Origin of the sequence: Psittacicella hinzii, assembly GCF_003585935.1 — a bacterium.
Lineage (GTDB): Bacteria > Pseudomonadota > Gammaproteobacteria > Enterobacterales > Psittacicellaceae > Psittacicella > Psittacicella hinzii.
In genome coordinates this window covers 1-24,009 of record NZ_NRJG01000058.1, presented here as the reverse complement: position 1 = coordinate 24,009, position 24,009 = coordinate 1, and the positions used below count along the sequence as shown (strand labels likewise).

Below are 24,009 nucleotides of genomic sequence, written 5' to 3'. Positions count from 1 at the left end.
AAATTAGCAGTTGCCTATAACTGTATAAAAAAGTTATAGTAAGAAATTCTGTATCAATCTAAAAAAAGATTATTAGTTATAAAATTTATGCCTTTTTTAACTTTGAATAGCTTGTTCTTCGTTAATTTAAGGTTAAAAATTAATTAGTTATCTTTGAGATGATCTAAAGATTTATGCTACTAATATTTTCTTTCTATACTACATTATAGCAAAGTTAAGAGGATAAATTGGAAGTTTTACCGAGAAATAAACATTTACACTGCTAATTGTTTACTTACTTTTATTTTATATAGGCGAATTTTAAAAAGACAATCCTTAACCTTTGTAAAATTGCACATTATTTTTTACATACTCCCACTCCCTACTCCCACTACCAACCAAACTATAACACTACCGACAATCAGCACTTCTACAACTATTTATTATAACTAACCATGAGCTGTACACCACGACTTAATACTAATGCCAATTGTTGACTATCTGCCTTTTTCGGCTATCAGTCTTTTTCGATTATCATTATTGAATTTTTAATAACAAGCTTGCAAACGCACATATGTAATGAGCCAAATAGAATTTCTATTTGGCTCAATAAATAATTAATCGTCGATTGATAGATCGTCAGCACTTACACTAGGACGGAACGTATGTTGTTCTTTGATAGGTGTAGTATCAGCTAGAGTAGTTGCTGCAGCTTGAGATTGTGTAACAGTCTCTGTTTTAGCTGCTTGATTAGGGAATAAAGGATTGTCTTCAGGTACACGCGGACCATTGTATTCTTCATTGCCCTTTTGATCTACATTTGCTTGAGAAACTTTAGCATTAAGAAGTGCTAATAATTTCAATTGATCTTCTTGACTTAATGTATTAAAAAGATCGAGATTTAAAGTTTTTGCTGAATCTGCTTCAGATTGTACATTTGCTGTTTGAGTAGCAGGAGCGCTATAGCTTTGTTGTAAAACTCTAGCTTGTGAACTTGGATTGATGGTTAATGCATCTAATTGACGATTATGTTGTGGAGCTGCAGAAGCTTGTTGATAGCTAGGTTGTACAGGTTCTCTGTAAACTGGTGCAGCTTGTTGTGGAGCTTCTTTAGCCTTAGCTGCATGTGTACCCATACCTGTAGCCACAATTGTAACATTTAAACGAGGTCTATTATCTTCGGTGTCAGGTAATTTGTTATAAGCGAAAATAACTTGAGGACCATCGTTTTTAATAGCTTCGATTTTTTCATCGTCAAGAGATTCTAGATCATCTAAAAGATCATCAAAGTTACTAATTTCTTCACCATTGTGACGTGTAAAACGAGAAATGAACTGATCCATAATACGTTGTGTAAAATGGCTCGAACATTCAATAAGCATTAAGAATGCTGTCGCTTGTTCGATATTCGAACGAGTAATTAATGGAGAAGTTGTAACTTTTTCGTAAATTGCATCGATAGTTTTGTCTGGTTCAGTAGTAATTTTTTCTAACTCTTCACCTTCTAAACTACGATATAGAATTTGTGATTTCCCACCGTTATTTAAAACTGTACGTAAGTCTTCAAAGTCAGTATTAATTGTACTTGGATTACGAATGATTTTAATTACACCCGAAATCGCATTCGCTAGAATCTTGTTAGCTTCATCTAAACCTTGAGTAAACTCATAATCTGGATATGCATCAACAATTTTTTGGTTGTCGATCATAATTAACGAATCTGAGTATAGGTATAGGTGTTTAATTCCAGAGAAAGCATTGCGTTGACGGTTTTCGTATTTGAACGGTAAAGTAACTAATGAAACTACGATAGCACCTTCATTTTTAGCTAATTCAGCAACTACTGAAGAACCTAAAGTACCTGTACCTCCACCCATACCGGCAGTAATAAATACTAAATCGGCACCTTTAACGATTTCTTTAATTTCGTCAATAGATTCTTGGGTAGCTTGTTGACCAACGTTAATATTAGCACCAGCTCCTTTACCTTTTAAAGTATTGCGACCTAGGACTAATTTGTTTTCACATTGGAGGTTGTTTAAGCAGTTTTCATCAGTGTTGAAAATATAGTGTTTAACACTATTTCCAACATTTTCCATGTATCCCTCTTGTTTATAAAGATAGTCAACTGCATTGTTACCAGCACCACCAACACCAATAACAATAATCGATTCTAATTGATCACGTTGTTTCATTTTAGGTTTACCGCCGTTTGAATTGTCAACTGGAAGTACAAAATCATTTTCCATACCAATTGGATCTGTCATTAATGTAACCTTTAAGAATATGGTAAAGAAATTATACTTACGCAAATTTAACTTAGACTTAAGTTAAGTTATTTTTGCAAAATTACTTTACACAGAATTTAATAATCTTGTTAAAGCCTATACTTTTAATAAACAATAGAGTAAATCCTAGCCGAATTTTTCATTATTATCTGGTCATAAATATAGCGCTTGAAGTAAATAAATTTTTATTTTGCAAAATGTAAGCTCTTAAGTTTGCGCGTTGATCTAAAGTTTTAAAAGATTGAGTAAATAATCAATTAGCCCTTTTTTCACCGGTTTAGGTTGAGCTAAGTGATAGTTATAAATTAGACCGAGAGAAGTCGCAAACTGATCTAAGTTGTTAATGTACTCTCGATATGAACTAACGCTTTGGGGCGCCATCATTTGAGAAAAACTAAAGCAAACATCAACAATTGGATTTGCCACTGCTTGTACTTTTAAACTATGATGGGCAAAAGTAATTTGTGCATCATGTGTAAAGTAGATTAGTTCTTTAGCGCGTACATTAACTGAGGGTAAATAACTATTTTGGTAATAGTGCATACCTGTGGTCAAGTCTAAGGTCTCTCCGACTTGACTATGATTCGAGGTTATTTTTGCATTCTTTTCTTTTTCGCTTTTTAGGTATGTTTGTTCGTCTGCTAAACGTTCAGAAAAAACTAAGGCAGCTACAGCATCTACGTCTAAAAGATCTGAACCATATCCCATAAAGTTAATTTGTACTTTATCTAAAAAGTCAGCTTTAAAACGTAAGCCATTGCGATCTAGTTCTTTGAACTTGTCATAGCATAAATGGAATAGCTCTTGTAAACGCAATACAATAGCATTTTCAATTTCCGAAAGATAAAAATGAGCTCTAAAAAGAGAAATTTTAAAGTCTACACTGGCACGATTAACTAAAAAACGATAACCCTTTAAACCATTGTAAACCTGTTCGCTGCTAAGCGGTGATTTAATTCGGGGACTAGCGTTAATGCTTGTAACTATTTCTTTAAACCCTTTTTCAATTGAACGGGAATAGACACTTGTTTCGCTAGTATTTGTAATAAAATTAATCCATGCAGAGTTATAACATAGATTAATATTAATCATATAAGGCTTATTAGCATTGTCATCATCTACTAATAAGGTTGTTGTAGCAGTATCTGCTGTACATTCAAAAATATTCTCTGCACTCAATACCACGTCTTTAGCAAAGAAATTATCCTTAAGAATTTGCTTTACTAGGTGGGTCTGGATAGTATCAAGTTTACGTACTTCTGATACTATGATATTGTAGGCGACTTTTTTAATTACCAGTTTACCGTCAACGGTTTTTAGACCAAGATTCTTGGCTGTACTTTCACTATAAACGCGTAAATGGTTATCGATAAAATCTTGCAAATTATTAATAACAGAATTAGTGAATAATTCTTTGTTAATAATATTGCCAAAATTAATACCAGCTAAATGCCCTTTTTTGAGAGCTAAGAGATTTACTTTTTCTTTGTCAACGTAACCTGCAGCAAGATTTATATCTGATGAATCTATATGAATAGATAAAATCAGATTGCGATTTTTTGAACTTGACACGACGCTTAAAAAATTATGGCTGAGGTAAGTAAAGTGAAAAAAGAGGTATAAACTTGACTAAATTAGTCAAGTTTATCTATGTATTATCTGCAAAGCTTAAATTACTCATATATTTTATCTTAGTCAATCTAAATAAGCCAGATCTACGTGATTTATTCCAAAATTCAAAAAGATAGCTAAATATATTTGTAATTTTAAATTTATAAATCGGCGAAAATGTTGGCAAAAAATAGGCTAAAAGCCAAAATAATCGTCAACATAATCTTACAATATTGTACAACAAAACGTTACTTAAGCGGTTACTTTTTAAGTTAATTAGCCTAAAAAATAACTTCTAGTAACCACTGGTTGTCAATAATATTATATAAAAAACAAGGTTAGGTAATAAATACCTAACCTTAAGTTTAATAGAATTTTAATTTAAATCTAATATTAATTTAAATCATCTTGATAGTTACCTTGAATATGCTCACTTTTAAAGGTTGCATTAAGTAAAGGCGCCCCACCTTTACCCGGAACTAAGCTCGAAAGAAAATTGTTACCATTAGCAGCTTCATCTTGTTTAATGAACTTAACTGCAATCCCGTTATTGTATCTTAGATCTACGTAATTAATTAAATAGCCGTCAGGTACTTTTATTTGTTGTGCAGCTACTAAGAAACGACGAATACTTTGTCGTACATCTATAGCATCAAGGTTTAATAAAATACCATTGTTAAGCATAATTTGCCAAGCATCTGATGAATCTACACGAATTTCTTTAATACTTAAATTCGATGAAGTTAATTCATCTTTTATTTCATTCCAATAATTAATTGCTAATTGAATGTAATATTGGTTAGAAATAAAGATTGGCATATCGTGTTGTGGAAAATTATCCACATTTAAATTAATTTGTTCTCCAACTTCATTTAGTAAGCTTTTAGCTTTTTCTTTAGCTTGGGTTGAAGAGTTTTGGTTATTATCATTAATATTGGCTTTTTCTTTAGCTTGTTGCACAATTTGCGTAAATTTTTCATTTTGCGCCATTTGTGCAGGGCTAAAAAATAGATTACCATTTTCAGTAATATAGCCAACCTCTTGACCATTAGTCCAAATAGCATAAGGCTTTTGTTCACTAATACGAATATTTACAGTATCCGGAAATACCTTACTTACCATGACAAATTTAATCCATGGATTTTGCTGGAGAGCTAAAGTTAGCTCTTTGGTACTAAAGTCAAAATAGCCTTTATTTTGGTTATGTGAATTATTTATGGCTTGAGTAATAATGCTATTCGAAGTAAAGCGTAAATTAGTGTTGATTTGCATTTTACTAATAGGAACGCTATTAAGTTTTGCATTAATATATTGCCAATTAAAAAATCCTAATATTACCAACAGGGCGATAATCGACCAAAAGTAGAAATAGAAGTTTTTTAATAAAGGGCGTAACATAGGGATTGCATAGCTATCTAAAGCTAAGCTTTAGATAAGGTAACTTATGATAGCTCTACGTCGTTTAGAGCATCTAATAAAATGTGTAAACAAAGATCGATATAACTCATACCAGCATGTTGAGCTGCCATTGGGAATAAGCTGTGCGTAGTCATACCAGGGTTAGTATTAACTTCTAGAGCAAAGAATTCACCTTGGCTATTGCTTAATACATCTACACGACACCAGCTTTTAATACCAACAGCGCGAGCAGCTTGTTCTGCTAATTCTTGAATTTGTTGCGTTTGCTCTTGGCTTAACTCGGCCGGACATACATATTTAGTATTATCAGCAAAATATTTAGCTTCGTAGTTATAGAAATCGTATGAGCTATCAACAATGATTTCAATAGGTGCTAAAGCTTTACCGTTTAACACTGGTACAGAGTATTCTTTACCATCGATAAATGCTTCAACTAAAATGTGTTGATCGATTTTAGCAGCAGTTACTAAAGCAGGATATAAATCTTCTTTAGTTTTTACTTTTGTAATGCCAATCGATGAACCTTCAACATTAGGTTTAACGAATAATGGTAAACCTAGTTGCTCAACGATAGCGTCAACATTTACTTGTGCACTTTGATTAAGAATTTGTTCGGCAGTAAATTCAAGACATTTACCTGTATTTACTCCACAAGCTTGCCAAATACGTTTAGTAAAAAGTTTATCTAAAGTTAAGGCAGATTGCAATACACGGCAACCAGTATATTTAATACCTAAAGTATCTAAAAAGCCTTGAATTTGCCCATCTTCTCCACAACGACCGTGCAGAATATTAAAAACTAAATTATAACCTTGTGCTTTAAGATCTAACAAATTGTAGTCTTTGGTGTCGATTTTTGTTACATCTAAATTTAAAGAACTTTCTTTTAGGGCTTGGTAAACGTACTTACCAGAAATTAAAGAAATTTCTCGTTCGTTAGACGTACCACCACAAAGTACGGCAATTTTACATTTAGCTAAATCACTTAATTGATATTTTTGTTTCATCTTGCGCTATACCTTACTCAACTACTTTTTGCCAACCTGCATCTTTAATTAAAGCGTGAACTTTTCTTGAAACTGAACCTGCACCTTGTGAGAAAACAATATCCTGATCTTGTAATACTAATTTTAATGTGTCAAGCAGATTTTGTTGTCCTAAAGCTAAACAGTCTTTACCTAATGCACGAATAGCACGAGCTAATGAAGCTGAATCAGCTCCAACGATTGGGCTTTCACCTGCAGCATATACATCTAAAAGAATTACTTGATCAACTTTACTTAAAGTTAAAGCAAAATCATCAAATAGGTCACGTGTACGTGTATAACGATGTGGTTCAAAAATCATTACTAGACGACGTTCTGGGAACATATCGCGAGCTGTATTAATCGTCGCCTCCAGTTCAGTTGGATGGTGACCATAGTCGTCAATAAAGAGCGCTTGACGTTGTGGATCAATTTGGAAATTACCAATACGGTCAAAACGACGACCTGCACCAGTAAATGATTTAAGTCCTAGTTGAATTTTATCAACACTAATACCTTCATTTAAAGCCACAATAGCTGCAGCTGCGGCATTAGATGCCATGTGTTTACCAGATACTCCTAATTCAAACTCAAGAGTTTGTTGTTCTGGAGTTAAAAGAGTAAATTTACAGCTAAATAGGCCGGCAGTGTAACTCGTAATTAGGTAATCTGCGCCCTCTTCATAACCATAAGTAATGGTTTTACGACCTATCGCTGGAATAATTTCTCTTACGGTTGGTGAGTCGTAACACACGATTGCAGTGCCGTAGAATGGCATGTTGTGTAAAAAGTTTAGGTAAGTTTGTTTCATATTGTCAAAGTCACCATGATAAGTTTCCATGTGATCTTTTTCAATATTTAAAATTACTGAAACAAATGGAGATAAATGTAAGAACGAAGCATCAGATTCATCTGCTTCAGCAATCATATACTCACTTTTACCTAAGTGGGCATTACAACCTGCAGTTTTAACAACCCCACCATTTACGAATGTCGGATCTAAACCTGCAGCAGTAAATACAGTTGCTAACATAGCTGTCGTACTTGTTTTACCGTGAGTACCGGCAACTGTAATACCATATCTAAAACGCATGATTTCAGCAAGCATTTGCGCTCTACGAATAATAGGAATATTTTTCACGCGTGCTTGTTGAATTTCAGGGTTGTCTTCTTTAATTGCTGATGACACAACAATTAAAGCTGCTTGTTCAACGTTTTGTGCTTCGTGTTTTGGGAAAATTTTAATTCCTAATTGGCTTAAGCGGTCAATAGTTGCTCCAGTACCAATATCAGAACCAGAAACTTTATATCCTAGGTTGTGTAGAACTTCGGCAATGCCTGACATTCCTACCCCACCAATACCAATAAAGTGCACATAGCCGTCAATACGCATATGTTGACGTCTACTTGGAAATTGTTCTTCTAGGAGTTTTTGTGAATCCATATAAATGTATATCCTAAAATTAGGTTATAGGCTCTTAAACTTTAAGATGCTAAATAAGGTTTAACAAATTCAATAATTTTATCTGTAGCTTGTGGCGTTGCTAAACGAGTTTGGCGTTTAGCCATTTCATATAGCTCGTGATAATTTAATTGACAAATATAATCAGCTAACACTTCGGCTGTAAAATCTTTATTTAAAATAATTTTTGCAGCCTGTTCTTTAGCTAAATATTCAGCGTTATGTAACTGTTGTTGGTCTTTTTGTACTGCTAAAGGAACAAAAATAGCAGGACGATTACAACTTGCAATTTCAAAAACAGTCATCGATCCTGAACGACAAATAATTAAATCACTTGCTAAATATTTTTCAACCATATTAGTAATGAACTCTTGAGCTACATAAGTGCTTTTACCTTGGTTTAAACCAAGATTAGTAATAAGTTCATTAACTTTAAGTGCATTATCTTTACCTACTTGTTGAAAAGTATGAGTATAAATACCTTTGTTTTCGAGCATTTTGATCGCTGGAGCTACATGAGTATTAAGGATTTGCGCTCCCAGCGAACCACCAACGGCTAAAATATTTAGTGGTTGTTGCGAAAAAGATAAACGATTAAATGCTGCTTGTTGCTCGGCACTTAAGCTTTGATATAAAGCATGATAATCTTTGCAATTGTATTCAGTAGCTTCGAGCAATTCTTTGGCTACTTGAATATTTTCCTGTTGTGCAAAGCTTTGTAAAAGTTTAAATTCGTTTGCTGCTTTTGTATACAGATTAGCAAGATTTTGGAGTGGATTTAGTTCTGTAAACTCTTGACGTAATGGTTGACCCACGACGTATTCGGCTTTTTTAGCTTGCTCTAATGGATAAGCAAATAATACTAAGTCCGCAAACTTAGATAGTAATTTATTAGTTAATCCCATTACCCCATTGTTTTCACAAACAATTAAAGGAGTGCGGGTTAATTGTGCTGCTACGCCAACCGGACCACAAACATAACCACCAGTACCTATAATTAGGTCTGGTTTGTATTGTTTGATGATTTTACGTGCTTGTAAAGTTGCTTTAAAGATTTGCCATGGTGCTTTTAACCATGCTTTCGCACCTTTACTTACTAAACCTTTAATCTCAATAAAATGAATTTTATACCCATATTGTGGCACTAATTGTGCTTCCATGCGGTCTTTTGTGCCGACCCATTGAATTTCACAACCTTGGGCTTCAAGTTTTTTTGCAATGGCTAAAGCTGGAAAAATATGTCCTCCAGTCCCTCCAGCCATAATTAATACTTTCTTTGCCATGAATAAAAATAAAAAATTTAATCTTGATAATTTTGACCAATCGCAAAATTAACCACTCAATAGTATACATTAAAAACCCGAGAATTTCCCGCTTTTAAGGCTTAGATATGAAAAAAGCTTTCTTCCGATATCGAAAGAAAGCTAAATATTTATTTACTTCTACGTGGTTGTTTTGCTTTTGGTGTTTCTTTGGCAGAAAAGAGTTTCCACATATTGCTAAAGAAGTTTTGTACTAAATGTTCAGATGGAGCTTCTTTAACTGGATGTTGATTTGCAATACAACGATTTTCATAATCAACGCGCATAGTTATACCAAGAGCGATAAACATAATTACGTATGATGAACCACCGTAAGAAATAAGAGGGTGGGTACTACCATCGGTAGGTAAAAAGGCTACGGTCATGGCAAAGTTATACAATGCTTGATAACTAAACCAAAGAACGAAGGTAAATACCATTATTGCTTGGAAAGGGCGCTTGTATAAAAAGTATGTTTGGTGCGAAATTTTAAACATACGCAGATAAAGCAATACTTCTAATAATACAAGTAAAATAATCCCAATATAGCCAAATTCTTCTCCGTAAATGGCAAGAATATAGTCGGTATTAGCCTCGGTAAGATAACCAGATTTAAAAATAGAGTTACCTAAGCCTACTCCCCAAAAACCACCATGTGAGAATGCGGAAATAGAGTTAATAATCTGGTAAGACTTACCATAAGGATCAGCATAAGGATCTAAGAAACCTGTAATACGGTCTATAAGGTAAGTTTTATGTGCTACATATACACTTAAAAGGATTACAGCTACTACCATAATAGGGGCAGCACGGTAACAAATCGATTTTAAGTTTGGCGTTACATATATTACAGTGATAAAACTAATAATGGTTAACATTAAGGTTGAACCAAAGTCAGGTTGTAATAAGAGTAAGAGCGCCATAATGACAAAAAAGCACATAAAACCAAACATTAAACGTAAGGTAAATTTACTTTCTTTAGCTACACTCACTAAATAATGTGATAAGTAGATAAGTGTACATAGCTTAGCTAACTCAACCGGTTGGAAGGTAAAACCAAATAAACTAATCCAACGTTGTGCCCCGTTTACCGAATGTCCGACAAAGTGAACAACTACTAATGAACCTACGGTTGTAGCTATTAAGAGCGGCAAGACGGTTCGCCATTTACTAGTATTAAAGTTTAAAGCTCCTAAAAAAGCTAAGACTCCTACGAGCATTAATAATATTTGTTTAGGATTGAAAATGCCACCTGTTTGTTTAAGTGACAGATATACCGAAGATGAAAATACGGTAATAATCCCTAAACCAAAAATAGAAAAGATTAAAGCTAGGAGATAATCGTCATAAAGTTTAACTTTATCGCTTTGGTGATTGCCTGAAACGGTTTTACTATCACCGAGATAAATGGTTTTATGAGCAAGAGATTGCACCCCATTGAGCATATTAATGCCTAGCCGTTTTTTCCAACTAGGCTTTTGATACTTTTTTGCTAGTTCAGCAAAAACTCTGCCTCGCTCTTCGTAGTTTTTAAACTGATCAAAACTCGCACAAGCTGGACTTAAGAGAACTACGTCATCACTTTGTAGTTTTGGTGCAATATGACGCATTACGCTTTCTAAGCTTTGCTCTTTAAAAATTTGGGCGTCTGGACTACATTTAGCTACTTGTTCAGCATCGCGTCCATAACAAAGTACTTCAATATTCTTAATTTTACTTACAGCTGGAGATAATTCTGTAAAGTCTTGCTTTTTGCCGTCTCCACCTAAAAGTAAATAAAGCTTACCATTGTTATGTAAATCGACCGAACGTAAAGCTGATTCAACCGCACCTATATTAGTAGCTTTACTGTCATTAATAAAGCGTACCCCATTATTAGAAGTATGTACTAATTCAAAACGGTGCTCTAAACCTTTAAAGCTTTTAGCTGCTTCAAAAATTAATTTATCTTGTTGTTCAGATTGACCTAAAGTTAATCTTACTAAAGCAATCGCTGCTAAGATATTCTCGTAGTTATGTAAGCCTTGGAGATTAAAATCTTTAACCGCGAGCTTATTGTAAGTAATGCTATTGTCATCCCCATATACAGCTGGAATATTAATTGTACGATCTTGAGGATCATAATAATATGAAGCAGGATAATTAGTTGGATTCGAAGTAAATGCGGTCATATGTTTTTTCGCATTTTCTTCGGTTGGCCAAGTAGCTTGATCGATTTTGTTATAGAGAATACTTTGACTTAAATCATAGATATGTTGTTTAGCTTCTTTATAAGCTTGCATATTGCCATAACGATCTAAATGATCTGGCGACACATTTAGAATACAGCCAACACGTAATTTAAGTTCATTAGTGGTCTCTAGTTGATAACTCGAGAGCTCAAGAACAAAGTAGTTATATTGCTCAGCAAAGGTTGACATAATAGGCACACCAATATTACCAGCCATGGCAACATGATAGCCTAGATGTTTAAGAATGTGCGTGGTTAAATGGGTAACTGTTGTTTTACCATTTGAACCAGTAATACCGATAACCGGTGCTTCACGGAATTGAATATCGTGCGAATGCTTTTTAATACGCGCGAATAATTCAATATCTCCAATAATCTCTACTCCTTTTTCAACCGCTAGTTTAAACGCCGGATGAGTTTTAGGAATACCTGGGGTAACAATTAAATATTTTTGTTTAGCTAAGATTTCTGGACTATTAACTGGATAGCAGCTAATATTACCATCAATCGATTGAAGTGATGAAATAAACTCTAGATCTGGTTTATCATCAAAAAGGGTAATTCTGCATCTATTGTACTCTGGTACAGTAAGAAGGTATTTTGCAGTTTCATAACCTGAACTTTTTACCCCTACGATCCCAATATGTACAATCTCTTCTTCAATTAGAGACATAATTAAGTATTTGTAAAAACTTAAACAAAAGTAGACAAGTGTCTATATCAAACAAAAAATATTATACTACAGCTTAAAGAAAATCCCTTGCCTAAAGCAAGGGATTAACTGTTGAGCTTATGCGATTTTATAAAAATAAGCTACAAAGCTTAAAATTAATAAAATAAAGGCAACTGTCCAAAAACGAGCAATTACTTTAGTTTCGCTTAAACCTTTTTTCTCATAGTGGTGGTGTAAAGGGGCCATTAAGAATACACGGCGACCTTCACCATATTTGCGTTTAGTATATTTAAACCAAACCATTTGGATAGCTGAAGATAAACATTCAACAACAAATACGCCACCTAAAATTACGAGTAATAATTCTTGGCGTAATAATACAGCAAGGAAACCTAAAAGTCCACCAATAGCTAGTGAACCAACGTCTCCCATAAAGATTTGCGCTGGATAACTATTAAACCAGAAAAAGCCAAAACATGCACCAGCAAGAGCTGCACATAGAATAGTTAAATCTAATACCGATGAGATCGAATAACCTGAGAATGCGCCAAACCAACCGATATCAACGGCAAAAATCCCAAAACCAATAGCACAGAAAAGAGTTGGGATAATAGCTAGACCATCTAACCCATCAGTGAGATTAACCGCATTCGAAGCACCAACAACCGTAAAGTAAGCTAGAATAACAAATAAGAAGCTGATTTCTGGACGCCACTCAAAGAAAGGAATGCTTAGGTGGGTCAGATCATCTTTACTATAAATGTAGTAAACAATGAAAATAGGTATTAAAGCTACAATTGACAGAGCAGCATATTTTTGTTTTGGGCTTAAGCCATCAGAGTTACGACGTTTAATCTTTAAATAGTCGTCAACAAAACCCACAACCCCAAAGCCAACAAATACGAGTAGAGATAACCAAACTAAAAGATTATTCCATGGCACAAAAATTAAAGTAGCAATCGTAGTTGCTAAAATGATTTTAATGCCTCCCATAGTAGGAGTTCCTTGTTTAACAAGGTGAGTTTGTGGACCGTCAGTACGAATTGATTGTCCGTATTTTAAAGCGTGTAATTTACGGATTAATGCCGGACCGACTAGTAAACAAATAATAAATGATACAAAAAATGCACCAATAATTAAACTTGGATAAGATGACCAAGACAATGATAATTGTGCAGGCATAATAAAGATTAATAAACAACAAGTAAGAGCAGCAAACTATAACCGTGGTTATAGTTTGCTGTTAAGAGTATTTAGACAAATGAAAAATTATAATTATAGTTATCGTGCAAGTAGTCAACAACCTCAAAGACTGCGTATAATTCAGGATCATAACTTGGCGTATCCTTAATTATAGAGGCATATGAGGCTTTACCACCAACGTTTTTCGAAAGTTGCGAAATGAAATCAGAGATATCAATTTCAAATTCTGATATAAATTTTTCAATTACTTTACAAATCACGATCTCTAAACGAGAGCTACGACTGCCTTTAAAAACCATTCCTAAAGAGTGAATAGGACGAGGATATAGCTTGATATTATATGTTTGACATTGCATATAGAATAGCTCGGTGAGCTTATGCGGATCCTTAGCAGCTAAATATTCAACAGCGTAAACTGTTTGCTCCTGATAAGTAAAGCTGTAGTACTTATATTCTTGAGGATTGTTCTTAATAGCATCACTCAAGGTATTAGTAAATTGTACATAACCAAAGAGTAAGAATTTTTGCGGTACAACAAACTCTTTATACACTTTTTGATAAAACTCAACTTTACTTTCTTCATCAATTTCAGCTAAGGCTCCTAGAACATAGATTTTATCTTTATAAGTTAAAGTAGCTAAATTGTTCATTGAAGCGATAACTGAACCTGGATTAGCATTATAAGTATCGTCAATAATATCAAAAGGTATAGTTTTTAAGAGGTTGCCTCGTCCTGGTAATTCCTTAATATCTTCCATAGCTTTAATAATATGTGGCATTGTCATGCCTGCAGCTAAACATGCTGCCAAAGCTATAGTTAGGTTATAGGCGTTGTGTTCACCGCGTAGGTTTGAACGGATTTTTACTCGTTGCTTATCGATAAAAATTTCACTAGGTGCATATTTATCGGCACGGGCGGTTGATAATCTTGGGATTTCAAAACCATTAATTTGGACAACAAAACTAAGACCATCGCGATCACTACGAATTGAATGAGGCTCAATAAAGAAATCGGCAGCATCATTTTCTTTACTTACGGTTAATAAGGTTTGTTTACCTTTACGTGCAAAGAATAAATCATTGGTAAATGAATCGATGTTGATAATTTTTATGCCGTTGTCAGCTAAATGATTAAAAATTTCACTCTTAGCTAAAGCCACTCCCTCAATGCCACCAAAGCCTTCAGTATGAGCTGGTTGGACGTTATTAATAATCGCAATATGAGGTTGGCTAATTCGTGTAGTGTAATTGATTTCATTAGCATGGTTAGCCCCATGCTCTACAACTGCTATATGCGGAGGTATGCCATCTTTAGCATGAGATATGGTTAAATCATTTAAAGTAATAGGCACACCTAACTGGTTATTAAAATTACCTTTAGTAGCTATAACGCCTTTTTTATAATGTTTACGTAGTACTTGACTGATAATTTCTTTCAGTGTAGTCTTTCCTGATGAACCTGTAATAGCTATAGTTAAAGGATTGTATACACGGCGTGCATATGCAGCAATAACTTCAAGTGCTTTAGTAGTATCGGTAACAGGGATTAAATAATCTTCAAGTACATCTAAAATAAAACGATATTCGTCTAGTTTAGTTGTTATTACTGCAGGCTTTGTTGGAAGATCTAAAGCTATTTCGGCTAAATCTTCTGGACTGAAACGAGTACTTGGTAAGGCAATAAACAATGAGTAAAAGTTCTTATTAAGTATTGTTTCAATTTTACGTGTATCGGTAGTTATAACTAATGGTACATCTTTGAGTACTTTATATATATAACGTAGTTTTACATCATCAACTTCGCCATCTAAAAGTTTAGTGTGCTCTAATAAATCAATAAGGTTAGAGTAAGTAATTTGAGTCATGGTTAGCCTTAGCTGTTTGCTCTAGATATTCACGAATAACTTCTTGATCAGAGAAATGATGAATTTGTTCTCCAATAATTTGTTCAGTCTCATGACCTTTACCAGCAACTAAAATAAAGTCACCAGCTTGTGCTTGTTCAATAGCACTAATAATGGCAAGTTTACGATCTGGAATATATTCTGCACTACGTGCATGATCAACAAAACCAGCATAAATTTGTTCGGCAATGGTTGCCGGATTTTCTGAACGAGGATTATCATCAGTAATGATAATCTTATCGGCAATCGTACTAGCTATCTGTCCCATAATTGGGCGTTTGCCTTGATCACGGTCACCGCCACAGCCAAATACAACTGTTAATTTACGATCAGTTTGATCATTAAAATGCATTTTAGCGCTTTCTAGAGCTTTAGCAAGAGCATCTGGAGTATGAGCAAAATCAACTACAATAGTTTTATTTAGTTGATTAGGCATTAATTCCATACGTCCTTTTACGGAAACAAATTTATCAGCATAAGCAACAATTTTCTCTAACTCAATTCCATACATATAAAGCGAGGTAATTGTAGTTAGTAAATTGTAAGCATTAAAAATCCCTACTAGAGAAGACTCGATTTTAAAGTCAGCTTTATATTCTTTTAACTTATCTTCAAAGCTAAATTCAATACTTAAGCCTTTAGGATGAGCAACTAAGTTTTTAAGAGTAGTAATAATATCCGCTTTAAAGTTAACTAATTCATTAACCGTTTTGCCGATATTCACTACTGCTATACGTGGAGTTACTTTAACTTTTGCCAGTTGGCTTACTAAATCATAATCAGCAGGCTGTAATTCACTAAAGTCATTTTCACCTAGAGGATTAGGACGAGTATTCATTGCTCCAGCTAAATGTTCATCAGGAGGAATAGCTCCTTGTAAAGCTGCTAAGGCTGGTAAAGAAGCTGCTACGCCGCGAGAACGACTATTTTCATCGCTATCATTTGCAGCGAGCTTTAAACTTACAAGTTTAACTAAACGTGCACCATAATCGTTTTCTTCACCATTACACGTAATAATGTAATCTTGTACATTATGTTTAGTGAAAAAACGAGCTTTAGCTAAGAAATAGTTTTCAATAGTTTTATGGTAGTCAAGGTGATCTTGAGTCAAGTTAGTAAAAATAGCTTGACTAAAACGCACATTGCGTACACGATTTAATGCTAAGCCGTGACTACTAACTTCCATCACTACACCGCTTGAATTTTGTACTTGCGCTTGGAAAATATTATCCAGAACAGCACAAGCATCTGGAGTAGTGTTTTTAGCTTTAATTAGATGACCGTACGGACCATAACCAATAGTACCATTAATATATGGTACATTTTTTTCAGGAACTAAAGCTTGTAACCCTTGAGCGATTAAATTTGTCGTTAGAGTTTTACCATTAGTACCTGTAACTCCAATAACTGGAATATCTAAGCCTAGAGCTTGTGGGTTATGTACTGAACTTAAAAAGTCGTAAAATTTTAATGCAATAAAACTTAAGAATTTACCTAAGTCTGTACAATGGAAAATATGTACTTGTTCTTGATTAATAGTAGTAACTTCGTGTTTATAAGCTTTTACTTGTTCATTATCAGTAAATGGTTGCTCAATTTGACTAATAAACACTCTTCCTCCTTGTGTAACACAAGTCGGGATAAAGTCACGTGCGTCAACATGTAGACCTTTAGTTGCCACAAAAAGAGCGTGTTGGTCTACTTCTTTACTATTACAAGTAATGTGCGTTAATTGATATTGCATAATTAATGGTTTTAATTCATCAATTAACGCTAAAATTTGTTTAACTAAACTTGAGGTATCAATACTAGTCATGATTTGCCTCTAATAAAAATTGCCTAGTTAGGCGTTGAGTTAGAGATAACTACACGATCTTGGTGCATATTATCTTCCGGAATATTGTAGTAACGTAAAGTTGCTTCCATAATCGTACGGAATACTGGGGCAGCGATAGCACCACCATAGTATTGACTACCTTTAGGATTGTCGATTACGATGACTAGTGCAAATTTGGGATTGGTAGATGGAGCAACTCCGGCGGTATAACCGATATATTTATTTACATATTTACCGTCTTCTACCTTTTTAGCCGTACCAGTTTTAATTGATACATTATAGTTCGGAACGGCTGCGCGGATACCACCACCGCCACTTTGTGCCACACCTTGCATTAACTCGATAACGGTTTTTGAAACTTGAGGGTCAAGAACTTGCTTGCCTTGGCTCGCCTCTTGTTGCGTAGGTTTAATAATGTGTAATGGATGCATTAAACCATAGTTACCTAAAGTTGCATACACGTGAGCTAATTGTAATGGCGTCACTTGTTGTAAGTAACCATAAGAGAATACAGCACGGTCTAGTTCAGAAAAGTTCTTCTGATATGGGAAATAACCTGTACGTTCTCCAATTAAACCTAAACCTGTTGGTTGTCCAAATCCTGCAGCTAAATAAGTCTGACGAATTTCATCTCCTTTTAAGCGTAAAGCAATTCGCGATACCCCGATATTCGAAGATTTTTGTAAAATCCCACGAATATTTAATGAATCACGTGGTGCGACGTCGGTTATGGTAAAACGACCAATATTAAAACGGTGAGTGTCAATAACCGTAGTTGGAGTAATCACGCGATTTTTTAAACCTGCATAGACTACAAAAGGTTTTACAGTCGAACCAGGTTCAAAGTTACTTGAAATAGCGTAGTTTTTAAGAGTATTTGGATCAATGGTACGACGATTATTTGGGTTAAACGATGGAGCATTTGCCATGGCAAGAATTTCCCCGTTTGACACATCTACAAGTACTGCGGTTGCAGAATCTGCTTTGTTATCCTCTACCGCTTGACTTACTGCTTGGTAAGCAATATTTTGTAAGTCAATATTAATTGTTAGTTTTACGTCTTGTCCAGCTTTAGCATTAACTATATCTTTATAGTTAATAATATTGTGGAAAAAGTCTTTCTCGTAGGAAATGTGTCCGTCAGTACCTTCGAGCTTAGTTTCGGCTAGTTTCTCGATACCAAACTGTCCAACACCTTCATTAGTTAAAAGCCCAATCACTTGCGAAATGGTATCTCCGTACGGATAGAAACGACGATAATCCGTATAAGATGAAAGTCCAGGGATTTTTAATGACTTAACATAGTCCGAAGTCGTTGGAGAAACTTGTGCTTTAAGTTTTAAGTAACGTGAATTAGGTTTGGCTTTTAATTCTTGATGTAATTTTTTAGGATCAAGCTCTAAAGCTTTACATAAAGCGACAAAAGTAGGGCTATCAACTTGATTGATAGCACTATAAGCAGGATCTAAAAACACCTTTACGTCAATACCAAAAGTTTGGTAAGGCAAAGAAATAGCTAAGGTTTTACCATTAGCATCTAAGATTTGCCCACGTGGAGCGCTCACAATAACATTACGTTGAATACGAGCATTAGTCTCTTTGGCTAAATGGTGATCCTCACGTAAAGGAATATGACTTGTAAAAAATTGTAAGAAGTATACGATAACGTAAACTAAGAATAAAACAACAAGACAAATAGCAAAAAAGTAAAGTCTACCACTAGTTACATTTAAGCTAAACTTAAAATCTTTAAGATTTTCTTGGTCTCGTTTCTCTGATTTAGTCATGAACTTTTCTAAATAATCATGACGGTTATCAGAGTTCTTGCTTTCTTTGGCTGACATGGTTGTATTAAAGTTCTTGCCGTCTTACTTTTTCACCGGCATTTGTAAAATAGGAATTTGTGTCGGTGTAAGTGATTGTTGTTGCGGCAAATAAGGAATAATTACAATAACTTCGGCTTGCGGAGATAAAGGAATTAAACTTATTTTGTCATGAGCAATGCGCACAATACTAGCATGTGAAGTTAGTGCTAAAAACTCTAAACGTAAATTATCATTAGATAAAGTAAGTGAGTTTTTATCAGCTAATAATTTAGAATAGCTAGTTGTGGTATTAATTGATTTATGGGTTAAATAAATTTTAGTCAAAGAAAGAGCTAAAATAATTAAACACAAAATAATGGTAAAAAAGTATTTAGAACTAAAGTCTTTATACAGAATTTTTAAGGGCACAAAATCAGAGTGCCAATTTAATTTTCCATACGTTTGCTCAACGAGTTTATTACGACGTTGAGCAGCTTGTTCCATATATTTTTTCTGTAAGGCTTCTTGTTCAAGTTGCAGTTTTGCCGCGCGGTCTTCTTGGCTAAGATCATCAATAAAATCTGTTGCCATAGTCCCATTGGCTTTAGAAGCATCTGCAATATCTTGATGTGTAGTATTTACTTTAGTTGTATTAAGATCAAGTGATGGACTAGCCTTACTTTGTGTAGAATTTAACTCGTTATTTGTTTCTTTATTTGCACCTAAATCGACAGACGTATTTGCTTGGTTGGTAAGTTGAGAGCTGTTTTGATCCTGATTATGATCAGTAACTAGATCTGCATTTGCAGCTTGATCGAGATATTGCTTACTTACCGAAATTTTAGCTTTTTTATTTTTACGTCGGGATTTAAACAAACTCACAAATAAATCCTTGTAAATAAGTAAATTTAGTTATTTTTAACCGGAAGAGCTGATCTTTGTGCCCAGCGTAAAACTGCCGAGCGTGAGCGAGGATTTACCTCAATTTCAGCTTGGCTAGGTTTTAAGGCTTTTGATATTTGTGAGTAATAAATCTCACTATCCCAATGCTCATCTAAAATAGGCATATATTTAGGGATAGGCTTTCCTTGATGTTGTTGTTTAAAAAACTGTTTTACTAAACGATCTTCAAGTGAATGGAAGCTAATAATACTTAAGCGTCCATCTGTTTTGAGTAACGTTAGCGAACTTTGTAAAACTCGTTCTAATTCTCCAAGTTCATCGTTTACTGCTATACGAATAGCTTGGAAACTACGCGTAGCTGGGTTTTTGTTTTTATCGATTTTACGTGAAGCCTGTTTGATTAGTTGTACTAATGAATCGGTATCAGGTAAAAACTCCTCAAAACTAACTTGATTTTTGCGTTCACAAATTGCACGAGCGATTTGACGTGAGTTTTTTTCTTCTCCGTATAACCATAAAACATCAGCAATGGTCTTTTCATCATTTTGGTATAACCATTCACGCGCCGTTAAACCAGCATGTTGGTTCATACGCATATCTAATGGACCCTTATGCATAAAACTAAAACCGCGACTAGCATCATCTAATTGCGGTGAACTAACTCCTAAATCTAAGAGAATCCCGTCAATTTTACCTTCTAAGCCATGATCTTTAGCATAAGTTGCCATAGATGAGAACTCACTGTGAACTAGAGTTAAGCGTGGATCATTAATTTGTTTAGCTACAGCTATTGCTTGTTCATCACGGTCAAAAGCAATTAAACGTCCTTGAGCATTTAATTTACTTAGAATAAGTGAAGAGTGTCCACCTCTACCGAAAGTTCCATCAATATAGATGCCTTCGGGCTTAATGTCTAATGCCTCTACGGCTTCATGCAACATTACCGTAGTATGACTGAATTCTTGGCTCATATGTTTTTAACGATTTCCTTAGTTTAGCAAGAATAAAACGGTGCTTTACAAAATTTAATACAGTTCATATTTTACCATTTTCTGCTAGCTTTTGTTAGGATAAACCGCACAAAAAAGCAAAACCTAAGGGCATACCCTTAGGTTTAAAAAATTATTTATAAATTTCGTCATTAATAATAAAGCTTGGGAATGAACCAACAACTTTATAACCACGACAGTTTTGTTCTAGTTCAGCTAATGCTTGCTGAATGTTAACTTGATTTAAATGACCTTCAAATTCAACGAAGAACATTTCACGCCAAGGTGAACCAAGAATCGGACGAGATTCTAATTTAGTTAAGTTAATGCTGTATTTTTTGAATACTTCTAAAGAGTTAACTAAAGCCCCTTCAGTGTGGTTCGTAATTAATTGCAGCATAGTTTTATATGCAAGATTACCTGCATAAGAAATTTCACGATTTGAAAGCACAATAAAACGAGTTTGGTTATTTAAACTATTAGCAATAGAATCACTAATTACTTGTAAATCGTAAAGTTTTGCTGCCGCGGCATTACCAATGGCTACTGCACGTGGATTACTATCTTGCATTACTTGCTCCATAGCGTGAGTAGTTGAAGCTGTAAATACAACTTTAGCATTAGGTTGTAATTCACGAATGTGAATTAACGATTGTTCGTATGGTTGTACGTGAGTGTAGATTACTTCGATTTCTTTTTCATCGATTACGTTTTTTCCTACATACACATGATTAATATCTAAAGCAATGTCAGCAACAATTTCTAACGAAGTTTTTGATAATAAATCATAAACTTCATTAATAGAACCTGAAGAAGTATTTTCAAGAGGTAAGACAGCAAAATTAGTTTTACCAAAAGTAACGGCATCTACAACTTCTTTAAAGGTTGCAAAACCAGTAGCATTAGCTTTTTTACTTAAATGATTAGCAAATTGTTCACATGCTACTGAAGAATAGCTGCCAGGTAAACCAAGATAAGATAAGCTAATTTCTTCTTGGTTTGCTAATTGATAAAGATTTTGTTCACGCAGAATAATCTCTTGTTGGTAGTTGCAACTATCAGTGATAATTGCACGATACACAGCATTTAAAAGATCGGCATTTAAATTTAAGTTTTTGCTACTTGCAAGATTAACTAAATTAGTAATTAATTCTTTTTCGCGTTTTACGTCTTTAACTGGACGATTGTGAGCAATTTTATATCTAGCTACTTTAGCTGCTAAATCACGTCTTTGAGCTAATAATTCGATTAATTGAGCGTCAACTTGATTAATTTCTTGACGAATACTTTCAATAGCTTCTACTGCAATATTTTGACTCATAGTGGTTAATTGTTGGATTGGTTTTAGGTTGATAAAAAAGAGGCTGTAAAAAGCCTCTTTTTATTAGATAAACAATTATTTTTTCGCTTCTGGTTTTTTCCAAGTAGCTAGTAAAATTTGTTTAATTTGTTTTACTACAGCATCACCAATTTGATCTGGAGTAGGTTCGGTAGTACTGTCAATACTAATAGCTCCAATATTCATTTCATATTTACCATTAATAATGAAAGTTGGAGTTTGACGGATTTCGTATGCCTTAGTTAATTCTACTTCACGTTTGTAGAAAGTATTAACTGAGAAACTAGTCCATAAGTTATTAACATCTTCAGAACTTAATTTTAATTTACCTTGTAACCATTTTTTAAGTGGTGCTGGATCATTAGCATAAGTGTATGGTAATTCAAATGCTTCTGGAAGTAATTTATCGTTATCTGTAGCGTAAAGTACAGCACGTAAACGTGCAAAATCACGATACAATTGAATATCTTCCATTACAATGTGCCATTCAAGAAACTCATGATTATTAGGGAAAGTTTCTTTTAGCATTTTTTCAATTTTTTCAGGTACACGATACACACGTGTAAATTCAGCACAGTGTACACAACTAAACGACATTGCCATAGATACTGATGGCACTGTGCTTAATGGTTGATTTAAAACAGTATAGTCACGACCAGCTACTACATTTGCTTGTGCAAGGTTAGCTGACGAAAATAATGTTGTTAAAGCAGCAAATGCTAAAGCAGTTTTGCCTGCTAAATTTTTAATAGAGGATAAAATCATAATACTTTAGCTTGTTGAATAGTCGCTAAATAAAAACAAATACTTGGATATTATACCCTAATTAAATTAATACTTTAGGGATTATTTCGGGTTTTTCTGTGCAAAGTCTTGCATAAAAGCAATTAAAGCTTTAACAGCTTCAAACGAAACCGCATTATAGAAAGCTGCACGTAAACCACCATATACACGGTGACCTTTTAGTGATAGTAAGCCCGCTTGTTTAGCCTGTTGCACAAATAAAGTGTCTAGTTCAGCATTACCAGTAGTAAATGAAACGATCATACGTGAACGAACAGCCGGATCGACACGATTACTATAATAGTCTTGTTGATCTAGATAATTATAGAAATGGTTAGCTTTGTTAATATTAACTTGTTCTAAGTTAGCTAAGTTACCAAATTGTTTTTTAAGATGTTGGAAAGTTAAAGCACAAGTATACCAACTAAAAGTTGCTGGAGTATTGTACATTGAATCATTTTCGTAATTAATTTTCCAATCAAAAATTTCTGGACAATATGGAGCTGCAAAACCTAGTAAAGATTTTTTAACAATGTAAATTGCAACACCTGAAGCACCGATATTTTTTTGCGCTCCTGCATAGATAACATCAAATTTACTTACATCAACTGGACGTGAAAGAATATCAGAACTCATATCACATACTAAGTAAGCATTTGGACTAATTACCGGAGGATCAAAAGTTTCGATTCCTTCGATTGTCTCATTCGAGCAATAGTACACATAGTCACAATCAGCAGACTCTGCTGTCCAATCGTTTTTAGTGCGTTTAAATTGATCGTCTACATAAGCAGCATTTTTTACTTCAATGTATTTTTCTGCTTGTTTAGCTGACTCACGTGACCAGTGACCAGAGATTAGATATAAAGCTTTTTTATGTTTTTGTGGCATGTTTAATGGCACTGTATCAAAGCCACCACGACCACCACCATGCAAGAATAAAACTGCATAATCATCTGGAATATTTAACAGATCACGTAAATCTTGTTCCATTTGCTTAGCAAATGCCGTAAACTCTGGAGTACGATGTCCGTATTCAAAAACAGAACAATGGGTATTGTTCCAGTTACCAATATCATTTTTAATTTGCTCGATTACTTCTGGGAATAAAGTAGAAGGACCGGCAGAGAAGTTGAAATATTGCATGATAGAAAACTGTTAATATAGTTATATAGTTTACTTTTAAAAAGTAAATAGCTAATAAAAGAAAACCTTGAATAAAAGAAAGCTGTATCCGAAATTTAATTCAGATAAAAAT

At 34.2% G+C, this 24,009-nt stretch carries 16 protein-coding genes; all 16 read right to left on the bottom strand.

All coding sequences use genetic code 11. The annotated features are described in order from the left end of the window. Nucleotides 1-596 precede the first annotated feature (596 nt). The 16 genes from CKF58_RS03710 to serC all read right to left on the bottom strand — a co-directional run bounded on the left by CKF58_RS03710 (nt 597) and on the right by serC (nt 23,897). Entirely contained in the window at nt 597-2,246 is a 1,650-nt protein-coding gene (locus CKF58_RS03710; protein ID WP_119531096.1) for a cell division protein FtsZ, read from the bottom strand. A 246-nt stretch (nt 2,247-2,492) separates the two neighbouring features. Then, on the bottom strand, nt 2,493-3,839 hold the full coding sequence (locus CKF58_RS03705) for a hypothetical protein (protein WP_119531094.1): 1,347 nt from the start codon (nt 3,837-3,839) through the stop codon (nt 2,493-2,495). 432 nt (nt 3,840-4,271) lie between these two features. Then, nucleotides 4,272-5,276 carry a cell division protein FtsQ/DivIB gene (locus CKF58_RS03700; RefSeq protein WP_119531092.1) on the bottom strand — a complete coding sequence of 335 codons (1,005 nt, stop codon included), beginning with the start codon at nt 5,274-5,276 and terminating at the stop codon, nt 4,272-4,274. Between the two features lie 44 nt (nt 5,277-5,320). Beyond that, nucleotides 5,321-6,304 (bottom strand): D-alanine--D-alanine ligase, encoded by a 984-nt coding sequence (locus tag CKF58_RS03695; RefSeq protein ID WP_119531090.1) that lies wholly within the window; start codon nt 6,302-6,304, stop codon nt 5,321-5,323. 13 nt (nt 6,305-6,317) lie between these two features. After that, the gene (murC, locus tag CKF58_RS03690) at nt 6,318-7,766 is read right to left on the bottom strand and encodes a UDP-N-acetylmuramate--L-alanine ligase (RefSeq protein WP_245959236.1); all 1,449 of its coding nucleotides are present in this window, start codon (nt 7,764-7,766) and stop codon (nt 6,318-6,320) included. 41 nt (nt 7,767-7,807) lie between these two features. Continuing rightward, nucleotides 7,808-9,067, bottom strand: coding sequence for an undecaprenyldiphospho-muramoylpentapeptide beta-N-acetylglucosaminyltransferase (gene murG, locus CKF58_RS03685; RefSeq protein WP_119531088.1), 1,260 nt, complete (start codon nt 9,065-9,067; stop codon nt 7,808-7,810). Between the two features lie 149 nt (nt 9,068-9,216). Then, complete coding sequence (gene murD, locus CKF58_RS03680) at nt 9,217-11,988, bottom strand: UDP-N-acetylmuramoyl-L-alanine--D-glutamate ligase (protein ID WP_119531086.1); 2,772 nt, start codon at nt 11,986-11,988, stop codon at nt 9,217-9,219. Between the two features lie 117 nt (nt 11,989-12,105). Continuing rightward, on the bottom strand, nt 12,106-13,170 hold the full coding sequence (gene mraY, locus CKF58_RS03675; RefSeq protein ID WP_119531084.1) for a phospho-N-acetylmuramoyl-pentapeptide-transferase: 1,065 nt from the start codon (nt 13,168-13,170) through the stop codon (nt 12,106-12,108). A gap of 71 nt (nt 13,171-13,241) precedes the next feature. After that, a complete protein-coding gene (locus CKF58_RS03670) occupies nt 13,242-15,056 on the bottom strand; it encodes a UDP-N-acetylmuramoyl-tripeptide--D-alanyl-D-alanine ligase (protein WP_119531082.1) in 1,815 nt (604 codons plus the stop codon). Beyond that, complete coding sequence (locus CKF58_RS03665) at nt 15,034-16,911, bottom strand: Mur ligase family protein (RefSeq protein WP_119531080.1); 1,878 nt, start codon at nt 16,909-16,911, stop codon at nt 15,034-15,036. Before CKF58_RS03665 ends, CKF58_RS03670 begins: the two co-directional genes overlap by 23 nt. Nucleotides 16,912-16,934: 23 nt before the next feature. Continuing rightward, nucleotides 16,935-18,776 (bottom strand): peptidoglycan D,D-transpeptidase FtsI family protein, encoded by a 1,842-nt coding sequence (locus CKF58_RS03660; protein ID WP_119531078.1) that lies wholly within the window; start codon nt 18,774-18,776, stop codon nt 16,935-16,937. A 24-nt stretch (nt 18,777-18,800) separates the two neighbouring features. Beyond that, nucleotides 18,801-19,619 carry a cell division protein FtsL gene (locus CKF58_RS03655; RefSeq protein ID WP_119531076.1) on the bottom strand — a complete coding sequence of 273 codons (819 nt, stop codon included), beginning with the start codon at nt 19,617-19,619 and terminating at the stop codon, nt 18,801-18,803. A gap of 26 nt (nt 19,620-19,645) precedes the next feature. Further along, a complete protein-coding gene (gene rsmH, locus CKF58_RS03650) occupies nt 19,646-20,611 on the bottom strand; it encodes a 16S rRNA (cytosine(1402)-N(4))-methyltransferase RsmH (protein WP_119531074.1) in 966 nt (321 codons plus the stop codon). A gap of 151 nt (nt 20,612-20,762) precedes the next feature. After that, nucleotides 20,763-21,950 (bottom strand): prephenate dehydratase domain-containing protein, encoded by a 1,188-nt coding sequence (locus CKF58_RS03645; RefSeq protein WP_119531072.1) that lies wholly within the window; start codon nt 21,948-21,950, stop codon nt 20,763-20,765. A gap of 75 nt (nt 21,951-22,025) precedes the next feature. Then, entirely contained in the window at nt 22,026-22,733 is a 708-nt protein-coding gene (locus CKF58_RS03640; RefSeq protein ID WP_119531070.1) for a thioredoxin domain-containing protein, read from the bottom strand. A gap of 81 nt (nt 22,734-22,814) precedes the next feature. Further along, the gene (serC, locus tag CKF58_RS03635; protein ID WP_222987686.1) at nt 22,815-23,897 is read right to left on the bottom strand and encodes a 3-phosphoserine/phosphohydroxythreonine transaminase; all 1,083 of its coding nucleotides are present in this window, start codon (nt 23,895-23,897) and stop codon (nt 22,815-22,817) included. Nucleotides 23,898-24,009: the final 112 nt, after the last annotated feature.